This is a genomic window from Solidesulfovibrio aerotolerans, assembly GCF_009856865.1.
Taxonomy (GTDB): Bacteria; Desulfobacterota; Desulfovibrionia; order Desulfovibrionales; family Desulfovibrionaceae; genus Solidesulfovibrio; species Solidesulfovibrio aerotolerans.
Genome location: NZ_WVUD01000009.1, coordinates 37813 through 60737, shown reverse-complemented (window position 1 = coordinate 60737; position 22925 = coordinate 37813). Strand labels below are relative to the sequence as shown.

The 22925-nt window shown below is 62.6% G+C and carries 21 protein-coding genes; 4 read left to right on the top strand and 17 right to left on the bottom strand.

Annotated elements, in window-relative coordinates:
* Nucleotides 1–103: 103 nt before the first annotated feature.
* Complete coding sequence (locus GTA51_RS07355; protein WP_160959931.1) at nucleotides 104–2173, top strand: glycosyltransferase; 2070 nt, start codon at nucleotides 104–106, stop codon at nucleotides 2171–2173.
* Between the two features lie 12 nt (nucleotides 2174–2185).
* Here the strand turns inward: GTA51_RS07355 and GTA51_RS07350 are convergent, their stop codons facing one another.
* The 11 genes from GTA51_RS07350 to GTA51_RS07300 form a co-directional block, all read right to left on the bottom strand.
* Nucleotides 2186–2788 (bottom strand): methyltransferase domain-containing protein, encoded by a 603-nt coding sequence (locus GTA51_RS07350; RefSeq protein ID WP_160959930.1) that lies wholly within the window; start codon nucleotides 2786–2788, stop codon nucleotides 2186–2188.
* Nucleotides 2785–3129, bottom strand: a complete 345-nt coding sequence (locus GTA51_RS07345) for a hypothetical protein (protein WP_160959928.1) — start codon at nucleotides 3127–3129, stop codon at nucleotides 2785–2787. Before GTA51_RS07345 ends, GTA51_RS07350 begins: the two co-directional genes overlap by 4 nt.
* A gap of 75 nt (nucleotides 3130–3204) precedes the next feature.
* A complete protein-coding gene (locus tag GTA51_RS07340) occupies nucleotides 3205–4575 on the bottom strand; it encodes a tetratricopeptide repeat protein (RefSeq protein WP_160959927.1) in 1371 nt (456 codons plus the stop codon).
* A 458-nt stretch (nucleotides 4576–5033) separates the two neighbouring features.
* Nucleotides 5034–6263, bottom strand: coding sequence for a rhamnosyltransferase WsaF family glycosyltransferase (locus GTA51_RS07335; protein WP_160959925.1), 1230 nt, complete (start codon nucleotides 6261–6263; stop codon nucleotides 5034–5036).
* A gap of 177 nt (nucleotides 6264–6440) precedes the next feature.
* Complete coding sequence (locus tag GTA51_RS07330; RefSeq protein ID WP_160959923.1) at nucleotides 6441–7808, bottom strand: FAD-binding oxidoreductase; 1368 nt, start codon at nucleotides 7806–7808, stop codon at nucleotides 6441–6443.
* Nucleotides 7809–7813: 5 nt separating this feature from the next.
* A complete protein-coding gene (locus GTA51_RS07325) occupies nucleotides 7814–8506 on the bottom strand; it encodes an amino acid ABC transporter permease (protein ID WP_160959922.1) in 693 nt (230 codons plus the stop codon).
* 14 nt (nucleotides 8507–8520) lie between these two features.
* Nucleotides 8521–9309, bottom strand: coding sequence for an amino acid ABC transporter ATP-binding protein (locus tag GTA51_RS07320; RefSeq protein ID WP_160959920.1), 789 nt, complete (start codon nucleotides 9307–9309; stop codon nucleotides 8521–8523).
* 1 nt (nucleotide 9310) lies between these two features.
* On the bottom strand, nucleotides 9311–10024 hold the full coding sequence (locus GTA51_RS07315) for an amino acid ABC transporter permease (protein WP_160959919.1): 714 nt from the start codon (nucleotides 10022–10024) through the stop codon (nucleotides 9311–9313).
* 72 nt (nucleotides 10025–10096) lie between these two features.
* A complete protein-coding gene (locus tag GTA51_RS07310) occupies nucleotides 10097–10849 on the bottom strand; it encodes an ABC transporter substrate-binding protein (protein WP_160959917.1) in 753 nt (250 codons plus the stop codon).
* Between the two features lie 318 nt (nucleotides 10850–11167).
* Nucleotides 11168–12085, bottom strand: coding sequence for a diguanylate cyclase (locus tag GTA51_RS07305; protein WP_160959915.1), 918 nt, complete (start codon nucleotides 12083–12085; stop codon nucleotides 11168–11170).
* A gap of 69 nt (nucleotides 12086–12154) precedes the next feature.
* On the bottom strand, nucleotides 12155–13063 hold the full coding sequence (locus GTA51_RS07300; protein ID WP_160959914.1) for a DMT family transporter: 909 nt from the start codon (nucleotides 13061–13063) through the stop codon (nucleotides 12155–12157).
* A gap of 119 nt (nucleotides 13064–13182) precedes the next feature.
* Here GTA51_RS07300 and GTA51_RS07295 point away from each other — a divergent pair, with 119 nt between their 5' ends.
* Nucleotides 13183–14286: an FAD-dependent oxidoreductase gene (locus tag GTA51_RS07295; RefSeq protein WP_160959912.1), complete on the top strand. Its 1104-nt coding sequence runs from the start codon at nucleotides 13183–13185 to the stop codon at nucleotides 14284–14286.
* Nucleotides 14287–14505: 219 nt separating this feature from the next.
* The gene (locus GTA51_RS07290) at nucleotides 14506–15465 is read left to right on the top strand and encodes an OmpA family protein (protein ID WP_160959911.1); all 960 of its coding nucleotides are present in this window, start codon (nucleotides 14506–14508) and stop codon (nucleotides 15463–15465) included.
* Nucleotides 15466–15825: 360 nt separating this feature from the next.
* Here the strand turns inward: GTA51_RS07290 and GTA51_RS07285 are convergent, their stop codons facing one another.
* From GTA51_RS07285 to GTA51_RS07275, 3 genes are read right to left on the bottom strand one after another with little or no spacing between them, the layout of a single operon-like run.
* Nucleotides 15826–16902 carry a tetratricopeptide repeat protein gene (locus tag GTA51_RS07285; protein WP_160959909.1) on the bottom strand — a complete coding sequence of 359 codons (1077 nt, stop codon included), beginning with the start codon at nucleotides 16900–16902 and terminating at the stop codon, nucleotides 15826–15828.
* Nucleotides 16903–16923: 21 nt separating this feature from the next.
* On the bottom strand, nucleotides 16924–17718 hold the full coding sequence (locus GTA51_RS07280; RefSeq protein ID WP_160959908.1) for an HD domain-containing protein: 795 nt from the start codon (nucleotides 17716–17718) through the stop codon (nucleotides 16924–16926).
* Nucleotides 17702–18004 carry a hypothetical protein gene (locus GTA51_RS07275; RefSeq protein ID WP_160959906.1) on the bottom strand — a complete coding sequence of 101 codons (303 nt, stop codon included), beginning with the start codon at nucleotides 18002–18004 and terminating at the stop codon, nucleotides 17702–17704. Before GTA51_RS07275 ends, GTA51_RS07280 begins: the two co-directional genes overlap by 17 nt.
* 196 nt (nucleotides 18005–18200) lie before the next feature.
* Between GTA51_RS07275 and GTA51_RS07270 the strand changes: the two genes are divergently transcribed.
* Entirely contained in the window at nucleotides 18201–18599 is a 399-nt protein-coding gene (locus tag GTA51_RS07270; protein WP_160959905.1) for a response regulator, read from the top strand.
* A gap of 97 nt (nucleotides 18600–18696) precedes the next feature.
* Here GTA51_RS07270 and clpB read toward each other — a convergent pair whose 3' ends face one another.
* The 3 genes from clpB to GTA51_RS07255 form a co-directional block, all read right to left on the bottom strand.
* Entirely contained in the window at nucleotides 18697–21297 is a 2601-nt protein-coding gene (gene clpB, locus GTA51_RS07265; protein ID WP_160959904.1) for an ATP-dependent chaperone ClpB, read from the bottom strand.
* 140 nt (nucleotides 21298–21437) lie between these two features.
* Nucleotides 21438–21755: a chaperone modulator CbpM gene (locus GTA51_RS07260; protein WP_160959902.1), complete on the bottom strand. Its 318-nt coding sequence runs from the start codon at nucleotides 21753–21755 to the stop codon at nucleotides 21438–21440.
* A 17-nt stretch (nucleotides 21756–21772) separates the two neighbouring features.
* Nucleotides 21773–22798 carry a DnaJ C-terminal domain-containing protein gene (locus GTA51_RS07255; protein WP_160959900.1) on the bottom strand — a complete coding sequence of 342 codons (1026 nt, stop codon included), beginning with the start codon at nucleotides 22796–22798 and terminating at the stop codon, nucleotides 21773–21775.
* Nucleotides 22799–22925: the final 127 nt, after the last annotated feature.

Below are 22925 nucleotides of genomic sequence, written 5' to 3'. Positions count from 1 at the left end.
GAAAAAAGGACACGCACCCGATTCCGGTCCTGTGGCGGGTCTGCCTGGAGCCGCTCCAATCGGCATGCCCGCCCAGGTGTTGTAGCTCTCCGAGGAGGAGTCCATGCCCCGTTTGCTCAATCTCGGCTGCGGAAACGCCTTTCATCCCGATTGGGTGAACGTGGACGTGGTGCCCCGGCCGCCGCATGTTTTTGGATACAACCTGCGTCGCGGCGTGCCCTTTGCCGATGCGCTGTTCGACGCGGTCTACCATTCCCATGTGCTGGAGCATTTCTCCCGTAAAGGCGCAGCGTTTTTTTTACGGGAATGTCTGCGCGCCCTTGTCCCTGGCGGCGTCCTGCGGGTGGCGGTTCCAGACCTGGAGGGTGCCGCCCGGGCCTATCTCAAGGCCTTGGACGAGGCGTGTCACGATGCACCCGGGGCCGGGGAGCGCCACGAGTGGATGACTGTCGAATTGCTCGACCAGTTGACCCGCCATGGCAGCGGCGGGGAGATGCTGGAGTTTTGGCAAAGGCGGCCGGTCCCGGCGCGGGAATTCGTGCTTTCCCGGGTGGGGGGCGAGGCGCGTCCCGTGCTGGACGCCCCGGCTGTGCCTCCCCAGGCTCCTGCCGCCGAGCCAACGGCCGAGGCGGTCGGGGCCTTCCGGCTGTCCGGGGAGTGCCATCTGTGGATGTATGACCGGTATTCGCTTGGGAGGCTGCTTCTGGAGGCGGGCTTTGAAGCGGTCCGCCCGGTCACGGCCTGGGAATCGGACATCCCGGATTTCGCCGGCTATGGCCTGGACGTGGAGCCGGGCGGCGGGGTGCGCAAACCGGATTCGCTGTTTATCGAGGCGCGCCGGCCGGACACGCCTTTCACCAAATCGCCCCGGGTGGTCAGTTTTTGCATGCAGCACGGGGGCGGGGCCGGTTCCGCTGCCCTGCGCCTGCACCAGGGCTTGCAGGCCGTGGACGCCGCTAGCTTTTTGTACGTGGTCTCAAGCAGTGCCCCGGTCCCGCCGGGCGTGGCCGTCATCCCCGCCACTGGCGCGGCCCGGCTGTCGCACAACGAGCAAACCGGGGAACTGGTGCACAACGCCTGGCCCGACTACTGGGCCGAGACCCGGACACGGCTTGCCGCCTACCCCGGGCGGCCGCAGCACTATGAAATTTTCAGCGACTGCCGGACGCGCACGGACATTGCCGCCATACCGGGTGTCGCGGCGGCGCACATTCTGCAACTGCATTGGATTCCCGGCACGGTGGATATCACCCGGGAGCTTGCGTTCCTGCAGGGCCGGCCCATCGTCTGGACCCTGCACGACATGAATCCCATAACCGGCGGGTGTCATTACGCCGAGGGGTGCCGGGGCTTTGAACGCTACTGCGGCCGCTGCCCCCAGTTGGGCTCCAGCGAGGAAAAGGACTATTCCCGGGAGCAGTGGGCGCTTAAAAAGGCCGCTTACCGCACCCTCGACATCACGGTGGTCTGTCCGAGCCGCTGGCTGGCTGGCGAGGTCCGCCGCAGTTCCCTCCTTGGCAAGGCGGCGGTCCACGTCATTCCCAATGCCGTGCCCACGGACGTATTCCGTCCGCTCAACCGGTCTGCCATCCGCAAGGCCCTTGGCATCGGCGAAAAGGACTTTGTCGTGCTGTTCGGGTCAGACTCCCTGGAGACGCGGCGCAAGGGCTTTCACGAATTGCTTGCGGCCTTGGAGCTGCTGCGGGCCGCCGGCAATTCCGGCGAGATCCTGCTGTTGACCTTTGGCGGCGGCGGCCAGCTCGCGCCGGCCAGCCTGCCGTTTCGCTGCCTGCACCTGGGGCCGCTGCGCACCCCCGGGGAGGTGGCCCTGGCCTATAATGCCGCAAGCTGCCTGGTGCTGCCGTCTCTTGAGGATAATCTGCCCAACGTCGCCCTGGAAGCGCTGGCCTGCGGCCTGCCTTTGGCTGCTTTTGCCACCGGGGGCATTGTGGACATGGTGGACGCGGCTGTCGGGCGGCTGGCCCCGACCGGCGACACGGCGGCGCTGGCTGCGGCCGTGGCCGAACTGCACGGTCTGCCTGCCCCGGAGATGCAGCAGATGCGCCTGCGCTGCCGCCAGACCGCCCTGGCGCGCTTTACCCTGCTGCACCAGGGCCGGGCTTATAAGACGCTGTATGAGGACGTGTTGCGGGCGCGCGGCCTGCAGGTCTGACAGCGGCGGGCGTCAGCTGTTTTTGCGAAAGCAGGCCAGTGTCGTATGGCCGCGCGCCGGCAGCACGCGGGGATCGGCCAGGATGGCCAGGGCCGCGTCATTGAGCTGCTTGGCGAGGCGCAACGCCTCCTCGTGCCCGGGAGAAGCATCGACGCGTTTTTCCGGCAGGCCCACGGCGCGTCTGGCTAAGGCAAGGGCCATGGTGTTGGCGTAATGGGCGCGGTGGTATTCCTGGAAAGGCTCATTTTTGATCCATTCAAGCGTCATGGGGAAAAACTGCGGCATATTTTCCCAAGTCGACTCATGCCAATGCGTGACATGGTGCGGCGCAAGATCAAGGGTGTAGTTGACCACCATGCTGACAAAGCTGTCGGCGTTTGGCGTGGAGAAAAAAAGCAGCCCGCCCGGACGCAGCGCTTTCAGGCATGCCGTGATGAAGCTGGCAGGATCGGCCACGTGTTCAAGGACTTGAAAACTGCATACGATGTCGTAGCCCGCAGCATGTGTCTCTGCGTGCGCCTCGACGGTTTCATGGGAGAGCCGCTTTTGGGTCTGCTCGTTGGCGGCGATTGCCGTAGCACTCGTCTCCAGGCCGACATAGGCAGCGCACGTCAACGCTTCAAAAAAATGTCCTTTGCCGCAGCCACCTCGAGAACCCGGTCCTGGGGCTGGATATGGGGAGACGTTTCGCGAAATTCCCACTTATCCGGCATGTAGTACCAGTCAAATTTTTGGAGCGCCTGATAGAAGGCGTCGTCTCCGGTGATGGGGGGTGACAGATAGCGCAAGCTGCATGCCCGGCAGGCCATGTAACGAATGGTGGCATTGCCCTCAAACAGGCTCGCAGTGTCGATACTGAAATGGTCCTGATACAGGCGAATAAGAAGATCGCTCGGGATAAGCTCGCTCAGTGTGCCTGATTCGCTGTGGCACAGGGGGCATTTCTTATGGTTCATAGTGTCATCATTTGTTTAACAGCTTACAGTGTTTAAAAATACGCCTCGTTGCTACCGCCTGCTCTGCCCGCGATGTCAAAACACGACCAGTGTGTCGTACTCCAAATGTATCCACTGCATGGGGTCGATGGGTGCCTTGGCCCGGCGCATGACGTCGCTTGTGCATACCAGCGGCGTGGCCACGCCCCGCGGCGTGCGCTTGGCCGTAAAGGCGACGGCGGCCACAAGTTTTCGCAAATACAGGTTGCGGCCCGGATTGGCCGCCACGAGCTCACCCAGCATGGGCGCGAAAAAGCGCCGGATGGTGTAGAGTCCAAAGTCGTAATACAAATTGAAATCCCAGTTGATGGGATGGTACTCGTGCATGGCCACGGGGGAATAGATGTAGGCGATGGGGAAGCCGGACGCCATGGCCCAGTTGGGCAGGAAGATGTCCCACCACGGCAGCCCCAGGGCGTACTCCGAGGCTGGAACCTGGCGGGCGAATTCCGGTGGAAAGAAGAAGATATCGGCCCCGGGTTCGTGCACCCAGCCGTGGTTGTCGGAAAGGTTGTGCATGTTGACGCGCGGGCCGTAGGTGAAGGCCGTACGCCCGGACGCGGCAATGGCGGCCCAGTCCTCGCGTGTACCACGCATGACGATGTCGGCGTTGACGATGCCCACCACCTCGCCGCCGCTTGCCGCCAGACACTCCATGGCCGTAGACAAATATTGGAAGTCTTTGCCGAATTTCTCGCGCGCCGTGGTCTCGCACAGGTGAAAGGCAACCTCGGGAAAATGCGGCGCAAGGATGTCCGCTTCCGCCTGGGTGTTGACGGAAAAAACCGTGAAGCCGCGCTCGAGCCAGGAGGAGACAGCCAGGCGCGAGCGTTCGAAATTGCGGGGCGGCAGGCTCGTGCAGAGCACGGTTCGCGGCATAACCGGCCGCGGATCGCGGGATCTTGGCAAAATCGCGCGCTTGATCATGCTGTAATTGAGGTTGGCAAAAAGATCCCCGGGCTGTTGGCGCAGGCTTTGGCTGAAAAGTTCCAGCGCCCCGCCGGCGTCGCCCTGGAGAAAGGCGACGAGCGCCTTGTACTTGAGTGCCTGGAAGTGTGTGGGATTTCGCTGCAAGACCGTGTCGAAGGCCTCCGTTGCCTCGTCAAGCCGGTTGAGGGCCGCCAACTGCACGCCTTTCTCCACCAGATAGAAATGGTACCCGGGAAACTTGCGACACAGGCTTTCCACCGCCCGCAGCGCCCCTTCCTGGTCGCCTTGGCGCAGGTGGCGCAGCATGGGCTCCAGGCGGCCCTGGGCTGTTATGCGCGTTACGGGTTCGTCGAAATCGCTCCCAAAGGCGGTGAAAGGGATATTCTGCGTGGCGCTCGCAACGCGCTGGATATCCGCCAGCACCGGAAAACCCGGTCGGGCGTGTTCTCTGTTCAGGACGTCTTGATCTTGCGGCATGCGTTTTTGCCTTGGGCGGTTAGATGTGGAGGCGCACGGCCAGGGGGGGAGCATGTTTCGGGCCGCCCGGTCGGGGGCAGGTTCCGGCCGCAACGCGCTTGAACCGGTATCGTACATCCTTTGGTTTGCCCCCGTCAAAGCGCCCCGCGCCGCAGGCACGGCAAGGGGCAGCGCTCCCTGTGCGCCAGGCCCGGCCAGTGCGAACCGGACGCGATGCCAGACCGCAGGCCGCAGCGAAGCGCGGGCAACCCGGTCTTACAATACAAGCGGGATGACGCGCCGGGGGGGCACCGCAGCGAAGCGCGGGCGCAACACGGCCTCCCCCAGCCGAACGTTGGGCCAGCTCGACAAGGCCTGTGGGTTGTCTTGCAAAAGCCGCCTTCCTGGAAAGCCTCTGCCAGGGTGCTGTATGGCTATAAATCGAAAATGAGAGATGGCCGCGTTGTATTCGTTTTCATTCAGATCATCGGCGTGTTGATCTTTGCGTGCAGTATTGGAATTTGCGACAGTTCAAAATTTCTAAGCCAGGGGTCTTTGGATAAAGAAGTCGGAAGCGTTGCTTTTGTTGGTGATTTTGTAATCTGGTGCGCTTTGGCCAGAGCCTCTTGCAATGCCTCGGCCATACGAGACGTGCTCAGGGTTGGCAGCGCTACGATATGCGGATGCGTCCCGTTTAAATCTTTGCCAAGGTAATTGTTGGTGATAACCTGCAGGCCAAAGGTTGCCATCTCTAGTGGTGGATACGAAGGGTGCGGGGAAGCCATCAGCGATATGCCGACATGACTGTTGAGCAAGAGCATGGCATAGTCATGGATGGAGAGTTTGCCAAGAGATTTGAGCGTTGCGCCGTTGCCAAACGGTATGTTGGCATGGGGCAGGCCGACACTTAACAAAGCCAAATGTGCAGGATCAATTGCGTCAGGCGATGCAAAGTATCGTTCAAGGCTTTCTATGATAAAATCAAAGCAGTTTCGAGGCTGGTTTGGGCGTCCGTATATTAAAACAGTCGTCATATTGCTTGGCTTGGCCGGTAATTCCCAGTGCATCGTCTTGAGGATGTTGTAAAGGGCATTGTTCAGCGCCGGACGTATCGCATACCCCGTGTTAAATTTATAATTCTTAATTTTAAAAAACTTTGCCAGTTCAATGGAATTAAATATGGGTACGCATTCTTCCCTGAATGTGTACGTGGCTTCAGCGAGCATGTGCTTGTAGCCCATGGGATAAAATCCAGGCTCCCAATCTTGAATAAAATAGTAGAAGGGATTTGGTTTTCTTCCCTTGTCGCGAAGTTTGGCCGCAAAAATATCCCAGGCGAAGACGCTCGGCCAATAGGAGCACAGAAAAATATCGCCGTCGTGGCAAGGCAGTGGTGTGTTCCCTGCCAAAGACGTCAGCGAGACGGTTTCTTTGGCCGGGCCGCGGGTGTAGTCCGCGATGGCTACGGAGTCTTCGGGTGCCGGGATCGGGAAGAGCGAGACAAAGCGCACTGCATCGTAAAAGGCCGAGAGATATTTCGCCAATTCCAAGACGGAAGAAAGGCCGCCGAATTCGTATTCGCGAAACACGTGCGGTACGAAAACGTTGAGCCGGCTTTTCCCTACCTGTGTTTCGTCTATTTCAAGAGTATAATTTTCTTGGAGATAATCATCTTTCGCGGTGGTGTAGGAGGCAGTGCCCTGTGTCATGGGGAATCCTGTGCCCGGCAGCGGCCGGTGCGGTCGGGAACTTCAAGGCCGCCGGTGCCACGTGTCATGGTGTGTCCGCTGCCTGACGCGCCTGCGGCCTGGGGCGGCCAAAGGGGTGCGGGAGGGTGAGGCTGTTTCAAGCGTACACGGCGCATTGCCCCACTCCCTGCAAGCGGGTCAGGGCAGGACTTTGCCCGGATTCATCAGGCCGGCCGGATCGAAAACCGCTTTGAGGCTGCGTTGCACACTGATGGAGCGCGGCGACAATTCCATGTCGATAAAGGAGCGTTTGGCCAGGCCGATGCCGTGTTCGCCGGACATGGTGCCGCCAAGGTCCAGGACCAGGGCAATCAGTTCCCGGGCCAGGGCCAGGGTGCGCGGGCGGCACTCGGTGTCGCCGGTGATGTTGACGTGGATGTTGCCGTCGCCGGCGTGGCCGAAGGCGTAGAGCGAGAGATTGTGGCGCCGGCCAAGGGCCGGCAGGGCGGCGATGAGGTCCGGGATGCGGGCGATGGGCACGGCCACGTCTTCGGAAAGATAGACTGGCGCGCTTTCATGGATGCGCGTCGAAATCTGGCGGCGGATGTCCCACAGGGCCTCGCGCCGGGCGGCGTCGGCCGCCGGCAGCACGGCCAGGGCACCCCGGTCGCGGCACAGGGCTTCCATGCGCCCGATGTCCCGGGCGGCCTGATCCGGGTCGCCGTCGGCTTCAAGGAGCAGAAGCGCCACCTCGCCGCCGGGCAGGGCAAAGGGCAACAGTTCTTCCACAATCCCCAGGCAGGCCCGGTCCATGAGTTCCAGGGCGCAGGGAGATACGCCGCCGGCCATGATGGCCGCCACCGTGGCCACGGCGGAGCGCGCATCGGGGAAAAGGGCGGCTACGGCCCGCACCTCCCGGGGATGGGGGATGAGCTTGAGTGTCAGTTCGGTGATGACGCCAAGGGTGCCTTCCGAGCCCACGAGCAACCCGGTCAGGTCGTAGCCGACCACGCCCTTGCGGGTGGCGGTGCCGGTTTTGACCACTTCGCCGTCGGGCAGCACCACGGTCAGGCCCAGCACGTAATCCCGGGTGACGCCGTATTTGACGCAGGCCGGACCGCCGGCATTGGTGGCGGCGTTGCCGCCAAGCGTGCAGGTGGCAAGGCTGGCCGGATCGGGCGGATAAAAAAGGCCGGCAGCGGCAGCGGCGTCGCGCAGGGTTTTGGTCACCACCCCGGGTTCGACCACGGCGCACAGGTTGGCCGCGTCCACGGCCACAATACGGTTCATGGCGGTGGTATCGAGCACCACGCCGCCCGAAACAGCCAGAGCGCCGCCCGCCAGACCCGTACCGGCCCCGCGCGGGGTCACGGGAAAGCCGTGCCGGCCGGCCAGGACCATCAGCCGGCTGATTTCGTCGGCACTCTTGGGAAAAAAGACCGCCTCGGGCGGCAGGACAAGGCCGGAATCGTCGGTTGCCGCAGCTGTTAAGGCTGCGGGCGCGGTCGTAAACCCGGGGCCGAGTTCGCGCCCAAGCAGGGCAGCCAGGGAGGCATCAAGGGGCATGGCGGCTAGTCCCGCTTGCTTTCAAAGCCCGGGATTTCGAGCTTTTTTTCCACTATGCGCAGGACAAAGGCGGCAACGGTCACCAGCGCCAGATAATACAGCCCGACCACCACAAAGACTTCGGTGTTGCGAAACGACGATTTGGCCAGGCTGCGGCCCATGCCGGTCAGGTCGTTGACCGTGATGATGGAGGCCAGGGAGGAATATTTGACGAGATAGATGATTTCGTTGCCACAGCCCGGGAGCGCCCGGCGAAAGGCCTGGGGCATGACGATGGAACTGATGGTTTGCAGTGGTGTGAGGCCAAGGGCCTGGGCGGCGCGCAACTGGCCGCGCTTGATCGAGAGCAGCCCGCCCCGGATGTACTCGGACTGATACGCCCCGCTGCACAGGCCAAAGCCCACGATGGAGGCCCACATGGGCGAGAGCACCAGGGCCACGTCACCGATCTGGATGTTTGGCAGGGCGAAATACCAGAAATAGAGCTGCACCACGAGCGGCGTGCCGCGAAACAGCGAAACATAGCCGTCGCAGAACCGGGCTAGGGGGCGCGGGCCGTAGACCCGCACGGCACCGACGCTGACACCGATAAAAACCCCCAGCAGCGCAGCCGGAACAATGAGCAGGATGCTCGTCCACAACCCGGCATCCAGGGCCGGGATGATGCGGTCCAGGGCGAAAGAGAAAAAACCATCCATGGGGCGGCGCGTCCTTACGCCCCGCTAGGTGGGGCGAGCTCGCAGTGGCCGTCTCCGGCCAGTTCGCTGAGTTTGGCGCAAAACGACTGGGTGCGGCTGCCGGAATCCCGGGCGAGCAGCGTGGTCGGCGTGCCGCGCTCCACGATGCGGCCCTTTTCCATAAACAGGAATTCATCGGCCAGCGAGGCCGAAAAACTGATCTGGTGGGTGGCCATGACCATGGTCATGCCTTCATCGGCCAGATCGCGGATGACGGTGAGCACTTCGCCGATCAGTTCCGGGTCCAGGGCCGAGGTGGGCTCGTCCAGGAGCAGCACCTTGGGGTCCATGGCCAAGGCCCGGGCCACGGAGACGCGCTGTTTCTGGCCGCCGGAAAGCTGGGCCGGATAGAGCGCGGCCTTGTCGGCCAGACCGACCCGGGCAAGCTCTTCCATGGCCCGGTTGGTGGCGGCGCGCTTGTCCAGGCCCTTGACTTTGACAAGCGCCACCCGGACGTTATCAAGCGTGCTCAAGTGGTCGAACAGGTTAAAATCCTGAAAGATCATGCCGACCTGCTGGCGAAGGGCCAGCAGCTCTTTTTTCGACTTGCCGTTGACCGGGACGCCGTCCAGGGAAATCGTGCCCGAATCCGGGGGCGACAGGAAGTTGATGCAGGCCAATAGCGTGGACTTGCCTGCGCCGGAGGGGCCAATGAGCACCTTCAGGCGTCCCTTTTTGACAGACAGGGACACGTCGTCGAGGATACGCTGCCCGCCGATGGTCTTAACGACGTTTTCCACGCGCAAAATGACCGGATCATCCATGCTACAGACTTCCCTGGTGCGCGTATCCGGGGATGCGCACCGTGGCTTCAAGCCGTTTGAGGGCCTTGATGCCGGCCCAGGTCAGGAAAAAAAACAGTCCGCCGGCGAGCAGCGACAGGGGCAGCGGCTGGTGGGTGGTGGCGGCCACGGCCCGGGTGCGGGCCATGACTTCCAGGACGCCGATGGTAAAGGCCAGGGCCGAGTCCTTGAGCAAAATGGAATATTCGTTGGACCAGGCCGGTATGGCCAGCCGCAGGGCTTGCGGCAGGACGATGGTGCGGATGGCCACGGCGTCGCTCATGCCCAACGCCCGGGCAGCCTTGAGCTGGCCGGCGGGCAGGCTGTTCATGGCCCCGCGAAAAATTTGCGACTGATAGGCGGCGCTGGTCAGCCCCAGGACGATGACGGCCGAGACGAACCCGGAAGACAGGGGCAGAAAGGACAGGGCCGGGATTTCGCTTAGATAGGCCATGATGCCGAAATAAAAGAGGTAGAGCTGGACCAGGATGGGCACGCCGCGAAAGAGCCAGACATAGCCGGCGACGAGCTTTCGGGAAAGCGGGCGGCCGTAGACATGGGCCACAGCCAGGGGCACGCCGAGGAGAAAACCCACGAGCATGGCCCCGATGATAAGCCCCGCCGTCCACCACAGGCCGCCGAGGATATAGGGCAGGGCGTCCCAACTGGCTTGGGCGGCTTTGAGAAATCCTTCCATGAAAAACGTCCGGGGGAGTCGCCCGGGTCCGCAGTGCGCAGCACTGCGGACCCGGCAACATCAGGCAGTGGTTTACAGGCCGTACTTGGCCTTAAGCTCTTTCCAGTAGGGGTCGGCCATCAGCAGCTTCAAGCCCTTATTGACCTTGTCCTGGAATTCCTTGTCTTCCTTGCGCATGGCATAGCCGTACTTCTCGGGCGCGGCATCGAAGGTGCCGGCGACTTTGAAGCCCGGGTTCTTCATGGTCTCCTGGGCAATGGTGCTGTCCATGCCGGAACCGGCGATGCGGCCGATCTTCACGTCTTCCATGGACAGGTCGGTGGAGTCGTAGGGCACCAGTTCAAACTTGTAGCCGGGCTGGGTGACCAGACCTTCCAGCAGCTTGGCCGTGACGGTGCCGCGCTGGATGCCGATCTTTTTGCCGGACTTGAGCAGCTCGGGCAGGGTGCCCTTTTCCTTGTCGCCGACCACGAGCACCTGGGTGACTTCGTAGTAGGGGATGGAGAAATCGACCTTCTGGGCACGCTCGGCCGTGGCGCTCATGCCCGAGGCGATGATGTCGATTTTTTTGGCGAGCAGGGCCGGGATGATGCCGTCCCAGTCCATGGGCTGATGCTTGACTTTAAAGCCCATCTTCTTGGCGATCCAGTCCAGGGATTCGACGTCAAAGCCGGTGGGATTGCCGGCCTTGTCCACGAAACCGAACGGCGGAAAGCCGAAATCGATGCCATTGACGTACACTTTTTCCTCAGCCTGGGCCAAGCCGCCGAAACACAGGACAAAGGCGGCCAGAGCAGCCAGCAGAAGGCCAAAACGTTTGCGCATGGGTCGCTCCCGGGGTTGAAGGTGGCAGGTTTGGGCAAAAGCCGTATCCGACGACGCCGGATGGACCGGCGCGAAGAACCGCAGCATCGATTTGTAACCGAAAAGAACTAACAGACAAGGCTTTAACGATCAAGAGCGGCGGCACGGTGCCGGCTGCCCCCCAGGCCGCGGACAGACGGCACGCAAGCGGTCTTTTACGCCGAAGATCGGGGTGCGCCGCGCGCCCCGGCCTGACGCCGGTCGTGCGGGCGCGCGTGCCTATCCGGCCAGGGAAAGCTTGGCGTGCGGCGAGCGCCGGGAGCCAGACGCCGGGGCCTTCTACAAGGTCTGGACGCCAAAGGCCCGGTTGCGACCAGCCTGTTTGGCTTCATAGAGCTTGCGGTCGGCCAGGCACAGCAGTTCCTCGGGTGTGGACGCGTTGGTCGGGACGGTGCAGGCCGCGCCAAGGGAGATGGTCACTATCGGGGCGATATGGGAGCCGGTGTGGGGCAGGCCCATATCCTGTACGGCGGCACGCATGGTTTCGGCCACATGCAGCGCGCCGGCAATATCGGTGTCTTCGAGCACGACGGTGAATTCTTCCCCGCCAAAGCGCGCCGCCAGATCGCACGGCCGATTGAGCACGCCGGTCAGGGCGCAGGCCACCAGCTTTAAGCACTCGTCCCCGGCCATGTGGCCGTAGGTATCGTTGTAGTCCTTGAAATAGTCGATGTCGGCCATAAGCAGACTGAGCGGTTTGGCGGTGCGCAGGCCCTGCCGCCACGCCCGGTCCAGGCAGTCGTCAAAGAAGCGGCGGTTGGGGATGCCGGTCAAGCCGTCGCGCATGGAGAGTGTTTCCAGCAGATCGCCCCGGCGCTTGAGTTCCACATGGGTGCGCACCCTGGCCTGAACGATGGGGACGCTGATGGGCTTTATGATGTAGTCCACGGCTCCAAGAGCCAGCCCGAGGGTTTCATCGGCGACTTCACCCTTGGACGTGAGAAAGATAATGGGGATGTTGCGGGTGGCGGCCCGCTCTTTGAGCCGACGGCAGACTTCGTAACCGTCCAGGTCCGGCATGACGATATCGAGCAGAATCAGGTCCGGCGGGCTCTCGTCCACCAGCCGCAAGGCCTCATAGCCACCGCTGGCAATGCGGATATCGTAGTGCGCCCGCAGCGTCTCGGTGAGGATGGCCAGGTTGGACGGGGCGTCGTCAACGATGAGAACCCTGGCCGGGGCGGTTTGCATTTCCATTCGAGGGGCACTCCGTGCGAGCGTATGATTTGGCTCCACTAGCGCCTCGCCGGTCTGAACACAAGGCCGTTATCGCGTTTTCAAAGCCGCGCGCTGCCCTTTTTGCCCCTGCCGGTTGGTGAGCCACACCCCGGCAAGGACGAGTCCGCCGCCCAGGGCCAGGGTCGGTGACAAGGGTTCGCCCAGGAGCAGCCAGCCGAGAAATACGGCCACCACCGGCACGAGGTTGATGAAAACGCCGGCCTTGGTCGGCCCAAGGGCTTTGACTCCTTCGTAATACCAGGAGAAACCGAAGCCCGTGGCCAGGATGCCGAAAAAGGCGACCAGCCCCCAGGCCGTGGGGGGGGCAGCGGCCACGTCGCGGGTTAGTCCCATGGCCAGGGCCGGCGGCAACAGCATGAGCGCCCCCAGAATGCACGACCAGGTCACGGCGCTGTAGGGAGCGATGCGCTCCATGGCCTTTTTGCCGGCCAGGGTATAGGCGGCCCAGGCGGCCACGCAGCCGAAGATGCACAGATCGCCGGTGGACAGACCCTTTGCAAAAAGCGCCGCAACGTCGCCGCCCGAGACGATAACGCCCACGCCGCCAAACGACAGGGCGATGCCGGCGAGTTTGCGCGGTGGGAAGGCTTCCCGGAAGAGCAGGCCGGAAAAAAGAGCCACCACCGACGGGATGCAGGCCACAATCAGCGCCGCCCGCCCGGCCGGGACCGTGCGCAGACCGGCGAAAAACAAGGCATTATAAGCGAAGATGCCGGTTGCGGCGAGGGTGAGCAGCCAGGGCAGCTCCCGGCGGGACAGCCGGGGAAAGCGCCCCTCGACGCGGGCGGTGAGAAAGAAAAGAAACACCGAGGCCAGGGCAAAACGCAGAAAGGCCGCTGAAAAAGGCCCCATGGACGCAGCCAGCAGCCGCCCGGCCACCCAGGTGCCGCCCCAGAGCACGGCAGAGCCGATGAGTTTGCAATAGATGTGTGTCATGGCCCCTTTCCCTCTTCCGGCAGGGCGGGTTTGTTCGCATATTCACGAGTAAAAGTCACACCTTCCGGCGTTGAACCGGCCGGCGCTTTGGCGTAGGCTGTCCTAAACCCGGAGCAGCCATGGACCCCATGAATTTCAATTTTCTGTGCGGCGATCCCCCGCCGGCCAGCGGCGTCTCGGTCGGCATCATCGGTGCCGGGCCGTCGGGGCTGGCTGCCGCCGGCTACCTGTCGTGCCTGGGCCATGCCGTGGAAGTCTACGACAAGATGCCGCGCCCGGGGGGGCTTATGCTCTTTGGCATCCCCGGCCACCGCATTCCACGCGAGCGCATCGAGGCCGGCACGTTGCGCATGGCCCGGCGCTACGGCGTCAACTTTCACACCCACACCAAAATCTGTTGCAGCGCGCCGCTTTTCGAGGAAGAGGGCGACCATTTCTGCAACGAGGTCAAGGGCCTTGGCGACATGATCACCAAGCACGAGGCCATCATGATCGCCACCGGCTCCTGGAAATCCCGCCGGCTGGGCATCCCGGGCGAGGAATTGCCCGGCGTGCTCTCCGGGCTGCAATTTCTCTTTCCCATCCGGGCCGCCCACTACTGCGCCCCGGGGGTCAAAGCGCCGGATGTGGCCGGCAAACGGGTCGTGGTCATCGGCGCCGGCCATGCGGCCGTGGACGTGGCCCATGGAGCCGTGGCCCTGGGCGCGGCCTCGGTGGCCATGCTCTATCGCCGCACCCGGGCCGAGGCCCCGTGCGGTGCCCTGGAGATCGAACGGCTGGAGGCGGCCGGGGTCGTGTGGCACGAGCGCTGTCTGCCCGTGGCCGTTAGCGGCGAGCAGGCGGTCACCGGCTTTTCCTACCGCCAGGACGGCAGCGAAAAAACCTTGGCCGCCGAGGTCATCGTGGCCGCCATCGGCGAAGTGGCCACGCCACCCTTTGCCAAGGAACTCGGGCTTGAATCCGTGCGCAAGGGCGAAGTGCGCTGGCTCAATATGACGGCCATCGAAAACGTGTTCGTGGCCGGCGATGCACTCACCGGCCCAAGCAAGATCGGCAAGGCCATCTATTCCGGGCTGCGCGCTGCCCGATCCCTGGCCCAGTGGCTGGATCTCAAAGCCCAGAACCGCCAGACGGAATTTGCCGGCGATGAACTGATCAGCCGCGAAGCCGACCGCTTCCCCGGCGGCGAGTTCCGCGACGCGCCCCGCCTGCGCAGCAGGTAGGCGAAGAAGATAAAGCGAAGAGGCCTCCGGCGGCCGGGGGGGATCATCCCCCCCGGCCCCCCTGAATGGGAGAAGTTTTTCAAGGGGGGATTGGGTTGCAGCGGCAGACGTTGTCCCTATAAACCCCTTGCCTTCCCGGTGGGATTCCAAAGGGGTCACCCCTTTGGCCGCCGGAGGCATTCCGTGCCCCCGCGCAAGAAATAAAAGGACCATACTGCCGTGCTCAAATTGTCGGATCTGCGCAAACGCCACCACGACGACGAAGACCTCTGGCCTATTTCCCTGGCCGACATGATGACGCTGTTGCTGTGCTTTTTCCTGCTGCTCGTGGCCGTGTCCCATGTGGATCTCAACCGCTACGAGCGCGTGGCCGATTCCATGCAGCAGGCCATGGTCCAGGACAAGCCCGCGCCCCGCAAAAACCCCGGGGTATCCCCGCCCGTTGTCGGCAGGACCGCCCCGGCTCCGGCTCCGGCTCCAGCCCCCGCCCAACCGCCGGTCGAAAAACCCATGGTGCGCTCCAAAGTCACCCACACCACCCTGGCCAGCGAACCTACCCCGCCGCTGGAACCGCCTGCGCCCAAACCGGTCCAGCCCGAGCCGGCCAAAACGCCCGAGTTGGCCAAAACGCCGGGAGAAGGCCAGCCAGCCGAGGCCCAACAGCCGGCCAAACCCGAAACGCCGGCGGATAAAGCCGCCAATGAACGCACCGGGCCGACCAAAAAGAGCCTCGACGACATTCGCAAAGAGCTTTCGGCCAAGCTCGATATTGCGTCAGGCAACGTGGAAGTGAAGCCTCGGGAAAACGGCGTGGAGCTCAATCTGCGCGGCGCGGCCTTTTTTGATCTGGCCAGCGCCGAGGTCAAACCCGGCGGTGTGCCGCTGTTGCGCGACATCGCCGCCACCCTGGCCGGCACGCCGTATAAAATCACCGTGGAAGGCCACACCGACAATCTGCCCATGGAATCCTGGCTCTATCCCTCCAACTGGGAACTGTCCTCGGCCCGGGCCAGCCGGGTGGCCCGCTTTCTCATCGACAACGGCGTGCCCCGCGACCACATGCGCGTCGAAGGACTGGCCGACACCCTGCCGGTCGCGCCCAACACCGACCCGGCAGGACGCAGCATCCCGGAAAACCAGGCGAAAAATCGACGCGTCGTGATTTTGGTCAGCCCGTAGCGGGAGTGGGGGAGTGCAAGAGAGGAGAAGACAGAAGAGGCCTCCGGCGGCCGGGGGGGATCATCCCCCCCGGACCCCCTGAATGGGAGAAGTTTTTTCAAGGGGATATGGGCGTTTCCTGGCGAACGGGCCGGCTGGGGGCCAGGAAAGCCGAAAGAAGCGCGTGACGGGAGCAACGGTGGTTCCCGTCATGCTTGCCTTGCGGCATTGCCCGCCCGACGCAAGTGCATTTTGATCCCACCCACCCATCGCGGCAACGCCATCCCCCTTAACCCTTTGCCTTCCAGGAGGGATTCCAAAGGGGCCACCCCTTTGGCCGCCGGAGGCCTCTTCTGCCTTCCCCGGCCTCTTGCGCTTCCCCTATTCGTCGCGCGCCATGTCTTTGGCCGGGCGATGCTCGCCGGCTGTGGCCGGGCGGGGATACTCGCGGTTGGCGAGCTTGCGATAGAGTTTGCGCCCTTCCTCAAAGGAGGGTGTTATTTCCAGGGCTTTTTCCACGCTGCCTTTGGCCGCTTCGACATTGCCCATGAAATAGTAGGCCTTGGACATGTTGAAGTGGATATTTTCGTCATCCGGGGTCAGCGTGAGCGCCTGACTGTAGGCGTGCAGCGCCCCGGCCAGATCGCCGCTCTTGCGCAGCTTGACCCCCAGGGAGTTAAAGGGGTTGGGTGAGAGCGCATCGTATTTGAGGATCTCGATAAACAGTTCCTTGGTCTCTTCCAGCCGGTTGAACTGGGCATGGACCTCGGCGGCTTTTTGCAGATAGCGCTTGAATTCGTCGATCTCGCCCTTGGCCTTGTAGGCGTCGGCCAGCCCCTTATAGGCCTCGGCGAACAGATCGTTGAACTTGATGGCCTTTTTAAAGGCGATGATGGCCTGGCCGAATTTTTGCCGCACCAGACACCGGCAGCCCATGTCGTAGTATTTCTGGGCCATGTTCTGTTCGGAGATGATCTCTTCAAAGGCTTCGATGGCGTCGTCGAAATTGCCGGCGGCGATCATTTCCCGGGCGTCTTCGATCTGCTGCCGTTCGATTTCCGTGACCCGTTCCACCTGACAGCCGCGCAGGACGTGTTTGGCGAAGGTATCTTCCGAATACGGCCGCAGAATATAGCCGGCGCAGCCCTGGGCGATGGCGTCCAGGACTTTCTCGCGGCTGCTTGCGGCCGTGACCATGACGATGGGCACATCTTTGAGGCGCATGTCCCGCCGGGTGGCCCGCAAAAACTGCGTGGCGTCCATGTCCTCAAGCTGGCTGTCGAGCAGCACCATGTCCACCCGGTTGGCCAGCAAAAAGGCCAGGGCTTTGGCCCCGGAAACGAAGTGTTCCACCCGCTGTGGTCGAAACGAAGCCAGGGAACGCCGGTCGCGGCGGGCGTTGTCTTCGTTTTTGGCAACGATGACAACGGTGTCAAATAAGATCGGCGAAAAGTCCATGTTGGACGCCCCTCGGTCGCGTCACGCCCCCGTGGGCGCGAAACGCTCATAATAGCGGATCTTGAAGGCGGCAAGACGTGGCACATCAGGCAACTGGGCAAAAAGTTGCTGGACGTGGCCGCGCGAAAAAAACAACTCCCGGGTTAGGGGAAAGGCCAGATCGTTGATCCAGCTCAAAAGGAGCAGGGCGAAATCGGTGGCCGAATGCATATAGTCGTAGCGGCTGCTGCGCCCGGCTTCGATGTCGTCCAGAATGGCCGGATTGAACTGCCCGGGCAGATCGGGCAGGCCCAGAAACACCACGTCGTCCTTGTCGGCCGGATCGTTAAAGTGCTCGATCATGATCCGCAGGATATCGAGCTTGTCGGCGTCGCGAATGATCTGCGCCAGGACAAGGGCCTGGAGATCGCGGCCGGCAGCCAGCACAGGCGGCAGGCTGCGGCGGTTATGGACGACCACGGCCAGCCGCACCAGGGCGCGCTCGCGGTCCGTGAGACCAGGCAGGAAACCGCCGCGACGGACCAGGGCGCGCGACCCAAGCAGGCCGTGGTTGGCACTTTGCGGGTCGCTAAAGGTCTTGTAACGCTGGTATTGCGGAAACCGGCCGACATCGTGGCACAGCCCGGCCACGGCGGCCAGGGTGATCTGGCGCGGGGTCAGGTCGAGGCTTTGGGCCAGGGCCAGGGCTTCGTCCCTGACCAGTTCGCAGTGGCGGCGTTTGAGTTCCACCCGGGAGGCGTCCAGGGGCGTTGCTCCGGGATGGGCCGCGACAAAGGCTGCGAACCAGTGCTGGGCGGTCTCAATGGTTTCGGTCATGGCCATCGCCGTCGGCGTCTCCATTACGGGACAAGGGTTTGTGGGCGGTCTCAACCGGAGCTTCCGGATCAGGTTCGTCAAACTCCTTCTCCCGCAGCGGCCCGCTCGGCCCAAAGAGCCAGCGCAACAGCCAGGCCATGCCGCCAAGGATGGCGGCGATGAAAACGCCCTTTAAAAAAACGGACAAAAAACCTTCATCCAGACCCGGACCAAACGGCCAGGTCTTATGCCAGCTCGGTTCCACGGCGGTTGCGACAAAAAACGTCAACGTATTCCAAAAACCCATCATTTGCTCCATGTGCGCGGTGCGCGCATCCTTTGAAGGCTTACTCGGGATTGCAACCGCAGGCAAGACACCGCCGGGCCTGGAGCGATTGCCTTTTTTTACACGATCTCTTAGAAATAGGGGAAAGGTGTGTTTTCACAGCCGCCGCCAAGCGGGAATCCCGACCCGCCGGCAACCCTGCGCCCGGGAGGCTCCTATGCGTGTTCTCGTCGTGGAAGACGACTTTACCAGTCGCAAAATTCTGCAGAAGATTCTCGCCCCCTATGGCGAAGTCCATATTGCGGTCAACGGTCTTGAAGCAGTGGAGGCAGTAACCCAATCCCTGGACGATGAGCACTGTTACGACCTGATCTGCATGGACATCATGATGCCGGAGATGGACGGCCAGACTGCGCTCAAACGCATTCGGGCTTTGGAAAAGGACCGGGGCATCGCTCCGTCAAACGAAGTCAAGATCATCATGACCACAGCCCTGGATGATCCGAAAAACGTGGTGGAAGCCTATTACAAGGGCGGTGCCACCTCCTATGTGCCAAAGCCCATTGACAAGCACATGCTGCTGCATCTGATAAAGACCCTCGGACTTATCGAGTAGCGCCGCCGTTGTTTCCCGAACAGTCCGCGCGCCACAGCAAACGGGCCGCTTCCCCGAGGGGAGGCGGCCCGTTGTGCGTTGCCGGTGCAGTCATTCCTTAGACGAAAACCAGTGAACCGTCGGTCACGTCCACAGTGACGGTCTGGCCATCGACCACCTGACCACCAATGAGCGCCTTGGCCAGCGGCGTCTCCACATGGGCTTGCAGGTAACGCCGCAGCGGCCGCGCGCCGTAGACCGGATCGTAGGCCGTCTCGGCGATAAAGGCCTTGGCCGCGTCGCTAAGAGTCAGCCCGATCTTGCGGTCGGCAAGCCTGGCCCGCAGCCCGCCCAGCATCAATTCCACAATGGACGCGATTTGTGCGCGCAACAGCGGCTTAAACAGCACTGTTTCGTCCACGCGGTTTAAAAACTCCGGCCTGAAATGCCCGCGCAACGTGTTCATGACCGCCTCGGACACGCCTTCCTTGAATTCCCCGGAGGGCAGGATGCCGTCGAGCAGATACTGGGCACCGATGTTGGAGGTCATGATGATGATGGTGTTTTTAAAATCCACGGTCCGGCCGTGGCTGTCGGTGAGCCGGCCGTCGTCGAGGATTTGCAACAGCGTATTGAACACATCGCTGTGCGCCTTTTCGATCTCGTCAAAGAGCACCACGCTGTAGGGCTTGCGGCGCACGGCTTCGGTCAACTGGCCGCCCTCGTCGTAGCCGATGTAGCCCGGAGGCGCGCCGATGAGCCGGGCCACGGTGTGGCGTTCCATGTATTCCGACATGTCCAGGCGCACCATGTTGTCTTCGGTGTCAAACAGCGCCGCAGCCAGGGTCTTGCACAGTTCGGTCTTGCCAACACCCGTTGGTCCCAGGAAAATAAAGGAGCCGATGGGCCGGCCGGGATCTTTGAGCCCGGCCCGGGCGCGCAGCACGGCATCGGCCACGGCCGTCACGGCCTCGTCCTGTCCCACGACCCGGTCGTGGAGCACATCGCCCAGACGCAAGAGCTTCTCGCGCTCGCTTTCAAGCAGGCGCGTGACCGGAATGCCGGTCCAGCGGGAAATGACCATGGCGATGTCGTCCGGGGTCACTTCCTCGCGAATCATGCGCGTGCCGCCCGAGGACTTGGCAATGGCCTCTTCCTGGCCGGCCAGATCGCGCTCCAGGGTGGCCAGGCGCCCGTAGCGCAATTCGGCCGCCCGGTTGAGGTCGTAGTCGCGCTCGGCCACTTCGATGGCTTGGCGCGTCTTTTCGATATCTTCCTTGAGCCGGCGCAGGACGTCCACCACGGCCTTCTCGCGCTCCCACTGGGCCACAAACACGCCCTGGTCTTCCTTGAGATTGGCCAACTCCTCTTCAAGCTTTTCCAGCCGTTCCCGCGAGGCCTTGTCGGTTTCCCGGCGAAGCGCCTCGCGCTCAATTTCCAACTGCATGACCTTGCGGTTTATCAGATCCAGCTCGGCCGGCAGGGAATCGATTTCGGTGCGGATCATGGCCGCGGCCTCGTCGATGAGGTCGATGGCCTTGTCCGGCAACTGGCGGTCGGCGATGTAGCGCTGGGACAGGACGGCCGCCTCCACCAGCGAGGAGTCGCTGATGCGCACGCCGTGGTGCACCTCGAAACGCTCGCGCAGCCCGCGCAGGATGGAAATGGTGTCCTCGACCGTCGGCTCGTCCACCATGACCGGCTGGAACCGCCGCTCCAGGGCCGGATCTTTTTCGATGTACTTGCGGTACTCGTCCAGAGTCGTGGCCCCGATGCAGTGGAGTTCGCCCCGGGCCAGCATGGGCTTGAGCAGATTGCCCGCGTCCATGGAGCCTTCGGTCTTGCCCGCGCCGACGATGGTGTGCAGCTCATCGATAAATAACAGGATGCGGCCTTCCGACGTCTGGACATCTTTGAGCACGGCCTTGAGCCGTTCCTCGAACTCACCCCGGTATTTTGCGCCGGCAATAAGCGCGCCCATGTCCAGAGCAAAGATGGTCTTGTCTTTGAGGCCCTCGGGCACGTCCTTATTGACGATTCGCATGGCCAGGCCTTCGACGATGGCTGTCTTGCCAACGCCGGCCTCGCCGATGACCACGGGATTGTTCTTGGTGCGCCGCGACAGAATACGGATGACGCGCCGAATCTCCTCATCGCGCCCGATGACCGGATCAAGCCGGCCCTTCTTGGCGTCCTCGACCAGATCGCGGCCGTACTTGGACAGGGCCTCGTAGGTGGCCTCGGGATCGGCCGAGGTGACGCGCTGGCCGCCCCGTATTTCGTTCAAGGCGGCCAGGATGCGGTCCTTGGTGACGCCAAGGGAGGCATTGACCTGTCCGGCCAGGGTCGAAGGCGGCTCGTCGCAAAAGGCCAGGAACAGATGTTCGACGCTGACGTATTCGTCCTTTAAATGCCGGGCCAGATCCTGGGCCTTGACCAGGATTTCGTTAAGCCGCGGCGTGACGTAGATATTGCCCGGGGCAGCCCCAGGTCCGCTGACCCGGGGGAGCCGGCCAAGGCCGCGTTCGAGTTCGGCCAGATAGGTCTGGGTATTGTAGCCGGCCTTGTCCAGGATGCGCGGCACCAGCCCTTGCTCCTGGGCCAAAAGCGCATAGAGCAGATGTTCGGCTTCCACTTGCTGCTGGCCCATGCGCACAGCAACAGTCTGGGCTTCGCCGATGGCCTGCTGGGATTTCTGCGTGAATTTATTGAGATCCATACAATGTCCTCCTCCGTGGCTGCATCAGAGATAAGAACGTATGCGAATTTGGCAATACCACCCATCAGAAATCATGCAAACAACATGTCGTGTAAAAAATATTGATGCAGCACTGGCTGCTTCAAAGCTCAATATGTGCGCTACAAAAGCCGATTCAGCTCGGAAACCTTGCCTTCCAGGTACTCGATGCGTTCCAGCAGATCGACCACAATGCTTGCGCCCAAGAGCGGCAGCTCAAAATCCCGCTGGATGCGGTCAAGTTTACGCAGCCGGTAGACATCCCGGGTGCGAAACAGGTAGGCGTCGGCCGTCGTATGTTCCGGGCTGATCCAGCCAAGCTCGATCAGCTCCCCCACAACAGTAGGGTGCAACCCGGTCAGCTCCTGCACCTGGGAAAAGCTTAAGCGTTCGGACCGGGCCGGGACGCTGCCGGCAATGACAATATGCTTGATCTCCATGGCGACCTCGCTTGGACCTAAAACGGCCGGGGGTTAAAATCCGACGACGCGGCCAACTTTTCCCACAACTCCCGGTCCGCATCCGTGAGGCTGCCCGGAACCTGCACCATAAGCCGCACCAACTGGTCGCCGCGTTTGCCTTGGCCGCCCAGGCCCTTGCCGGTCAGACGCAGCTTGCGCCCCGACGACGAGCCGGCCGGAATCGACATTTCCACGGCCCCGTCCAAGGTAGGCACCCGGACCTTGGCCCCGAGTGCGGCCTCCCAGGGGGCCAGCGGCAAATCGAGGATGACGTTGCTCTCTTCCAGCTTGAAAAGGGCATGGGGCATGATCCTGACCTTCAAATACAAATCCCCGGCCTTGCCCCCGGCCCGACCGGCATTGCCCTGGCCGGACAGGCGGATTTTCGCCCCGTCGCGCACCCCGGCCGGGATGGAGACATTGAGGCGCTTGGACCCCAGGCGCGGCGCGCCGTCGGGGCCGATGGTCTGCTCCTGGAAGGCCACTTCCTTGGCTCCGCCCCGGTAGGCTTCCTCCAGGGTGAGTTCCAGGGTGGCGTTGGCGTCGGAACCGCGCGTGGGGCCACGGGAATAGCCGGCGGCACCGCCAAAGCCGCCAGCCCCGCCGAAACCGCCGAAGTCGCCAAACGAAGCGCCCCCCGGCCGCCCCCGGCCGCCGCCACTGCCGCCGACGCCGCCAAAGACGGTCTCAAAGAAGTCGGAAAACGCCCCGGCATCAAACTGCTGGCCGCCCTGGCCGCCGAAATTGTACTGTGCGTTTTCAAAACCCGGCGGACGCTGGAAATTCTGGCCATGCTGCCAGTTGGCACCCAACGAATCAAAAAGCTTGCGCTTTTCCGGGTCTTTTAAGACTTCATAGGCCTCGTTGCATTCCTTGAACTTTTTCTCGGCCTCGGGATCGTTTTGATTGAGGTCGGGATGGTGCTTACGGGCCTTTTTCTTAAACGCCTTGGATATTTCCTCCTGGCTGGCGGCCTTGGTCACCCCCAGGACTTTGTAATAATCCTTGTATTCAACGCTCATATGGGCTTTATCTCCCGGTTTTCCGGCTGGTTGTCCGGCAAGTTTACATAATAAGGCAGCTTCGGATTGCGTCAACCACCCGGTGAATCCTCCGCGTAAACCCCGGCCCTGCCAGCATTACAACAGG

What these genes read in the sequence shown, in the direction of transcription:
- GTA51_RS07270 (WP_160959905.1), top strand. Translation starts at nt 18,201, where the DNA reads ATGCGTGTTCTCGTCGTGGAAGACGACTTTACCAGTCGCAAAATTCTG.
- GTA51_RS07255 (WP_160959900.1), bottom strand. Translation starts at nt 22,798, where the DNA reads ATGAGCGTTGAATACAAGGATTATTACAAAGTCCTGGGGGTGACCAAG.
- GTA51_RS07355 (WP_160959931.1), top strand. Translation starts at nt 104, where the DNA reads ATGCCCCGTTTGCTCAATCTCGGCTGCGGAAACGCCTTTCATCCCGAT.
- GTA51_RS07295 (WP_160959912.1), top strand. Translation starts at nt 13,183, where the DNA reads ATGGACCCCATGAATTTCAATTTTCTGTGCGGCGATCCCCCGCCGGCC.
- GTA51_RS07330 (WP_160959923.1), bottom strand. Translation starts at nt 7,808, where the DNA reads ATGCCCCTTGATGCCTCCCTGGCTGCCCTGCTTGGGCGCGAACTCGGC.
- GTA51_RS07305 (WP_160959915.1), bottom strand. Translation starts at nt 12,085, where the DNA reads ATGGAAATGCAAACCGCCCCGGCCAGGGTTCTCATCGTTGACGACGCC.
- GTA51_RS07345 (WP_160959928.1), bottom strand. Translation starts at nt 3,129, where the DNA reads ATGAACCATAAGAAATGCCCCCTGTGCCACAGCGAATCAGGCACACTG.
- clpB (WP_160959904.1), bottom strand. Translation starts at nt 21,297, where the DNA reads ATGGATCTCAATAAATTCACGCAGAAATCCCAGCAGGCCATCGGCGAA.
- GTA51_RS07310 (WP_160959917.1), bottom strand. Translation starts at nt 10,849, where the DNA reads ATGCGCAAACGTTTTGGCCTTCTGCTGGCTGCTCTGGCCGCCTTTGTC.
- GTA51_RS07280 (WP_160959908.1), bottom strand. Translation starts at nt 17,718, where the DNA reads ATGACCGAAACCATTGAGACCGCCCAGCACTGGTTCGCAGCCTTTGTC.
- GTA51_RS07300 (WP_160959914.1), bottom strand. Translation starts at nt 13,063, where the DNA reads ATGACACACATCTATTGCAAACTCATCGGCTCTGCCGTGCTCTGGGGC.
- GTA51_RS07260 (WP_160959902.1), bottom strand. Translation starts at nt 21,755, where the DNA reads ATGGAGATCAAGCATATTGTCATTGCCGGCAGCGTCCCGGCCCGGTCC.
- GTA51_RS07285 (WP_160959909.1), bottom strand. Translation starts at nt 16,902, where the DNA reads ATGGACTTTTCGCCGATCTTATTTGACACCGTTGTCATCGTTGCCAAA.
- GTA51_RS07335 (WP_160959925.1), bottom strand. Translation starts at nt 6,263, where the DNA reads ATGACACAGGGCACTGCCTCCTACACCACCGCGAAAGATGATTATCTC.
- GTA51_RS07320 (WP_160959920.1), bottom strand. Translation starts at nt 9,309, where the DNA reads ATGGATGATCCGGTCATTTTGCGCGTGGAAAACGTCGTTAAGACCATC.
- GTA51_RS07340 (WP_160959927.1), bottom strand. Translation starts at nt 4,575, where the DNA reads ATGCCGCAAGATCAAGACGTCCTGAACAGAGAACACGCCCGACCGGGT.
- GTA51_RS07275 (WP_160959906.1), bottom strand. Translation starts at nt 18,004, where the DNA reads ATGGGTTTTTGGAATACGTTGACGTTTTTTGTCGCAACCGCCGTGGAA.
- GTA51_RS07325 (WP_160959922.1), bottom strand. Translation starts at nt 8,506, where the DNA reads ATGGATGGTTTTTTCTCTTTCGCCCTGGACCGCATCATCCCGGCCCTG.
- GTA51_RS07315 (WP_160959919.1), bottom strand. Translation starts at nt 10,024, where the DNA reads ATGGAAGGATTTCTCAAAGCCGCCCAAGCCAGTTGGGACGCCCTGCCC.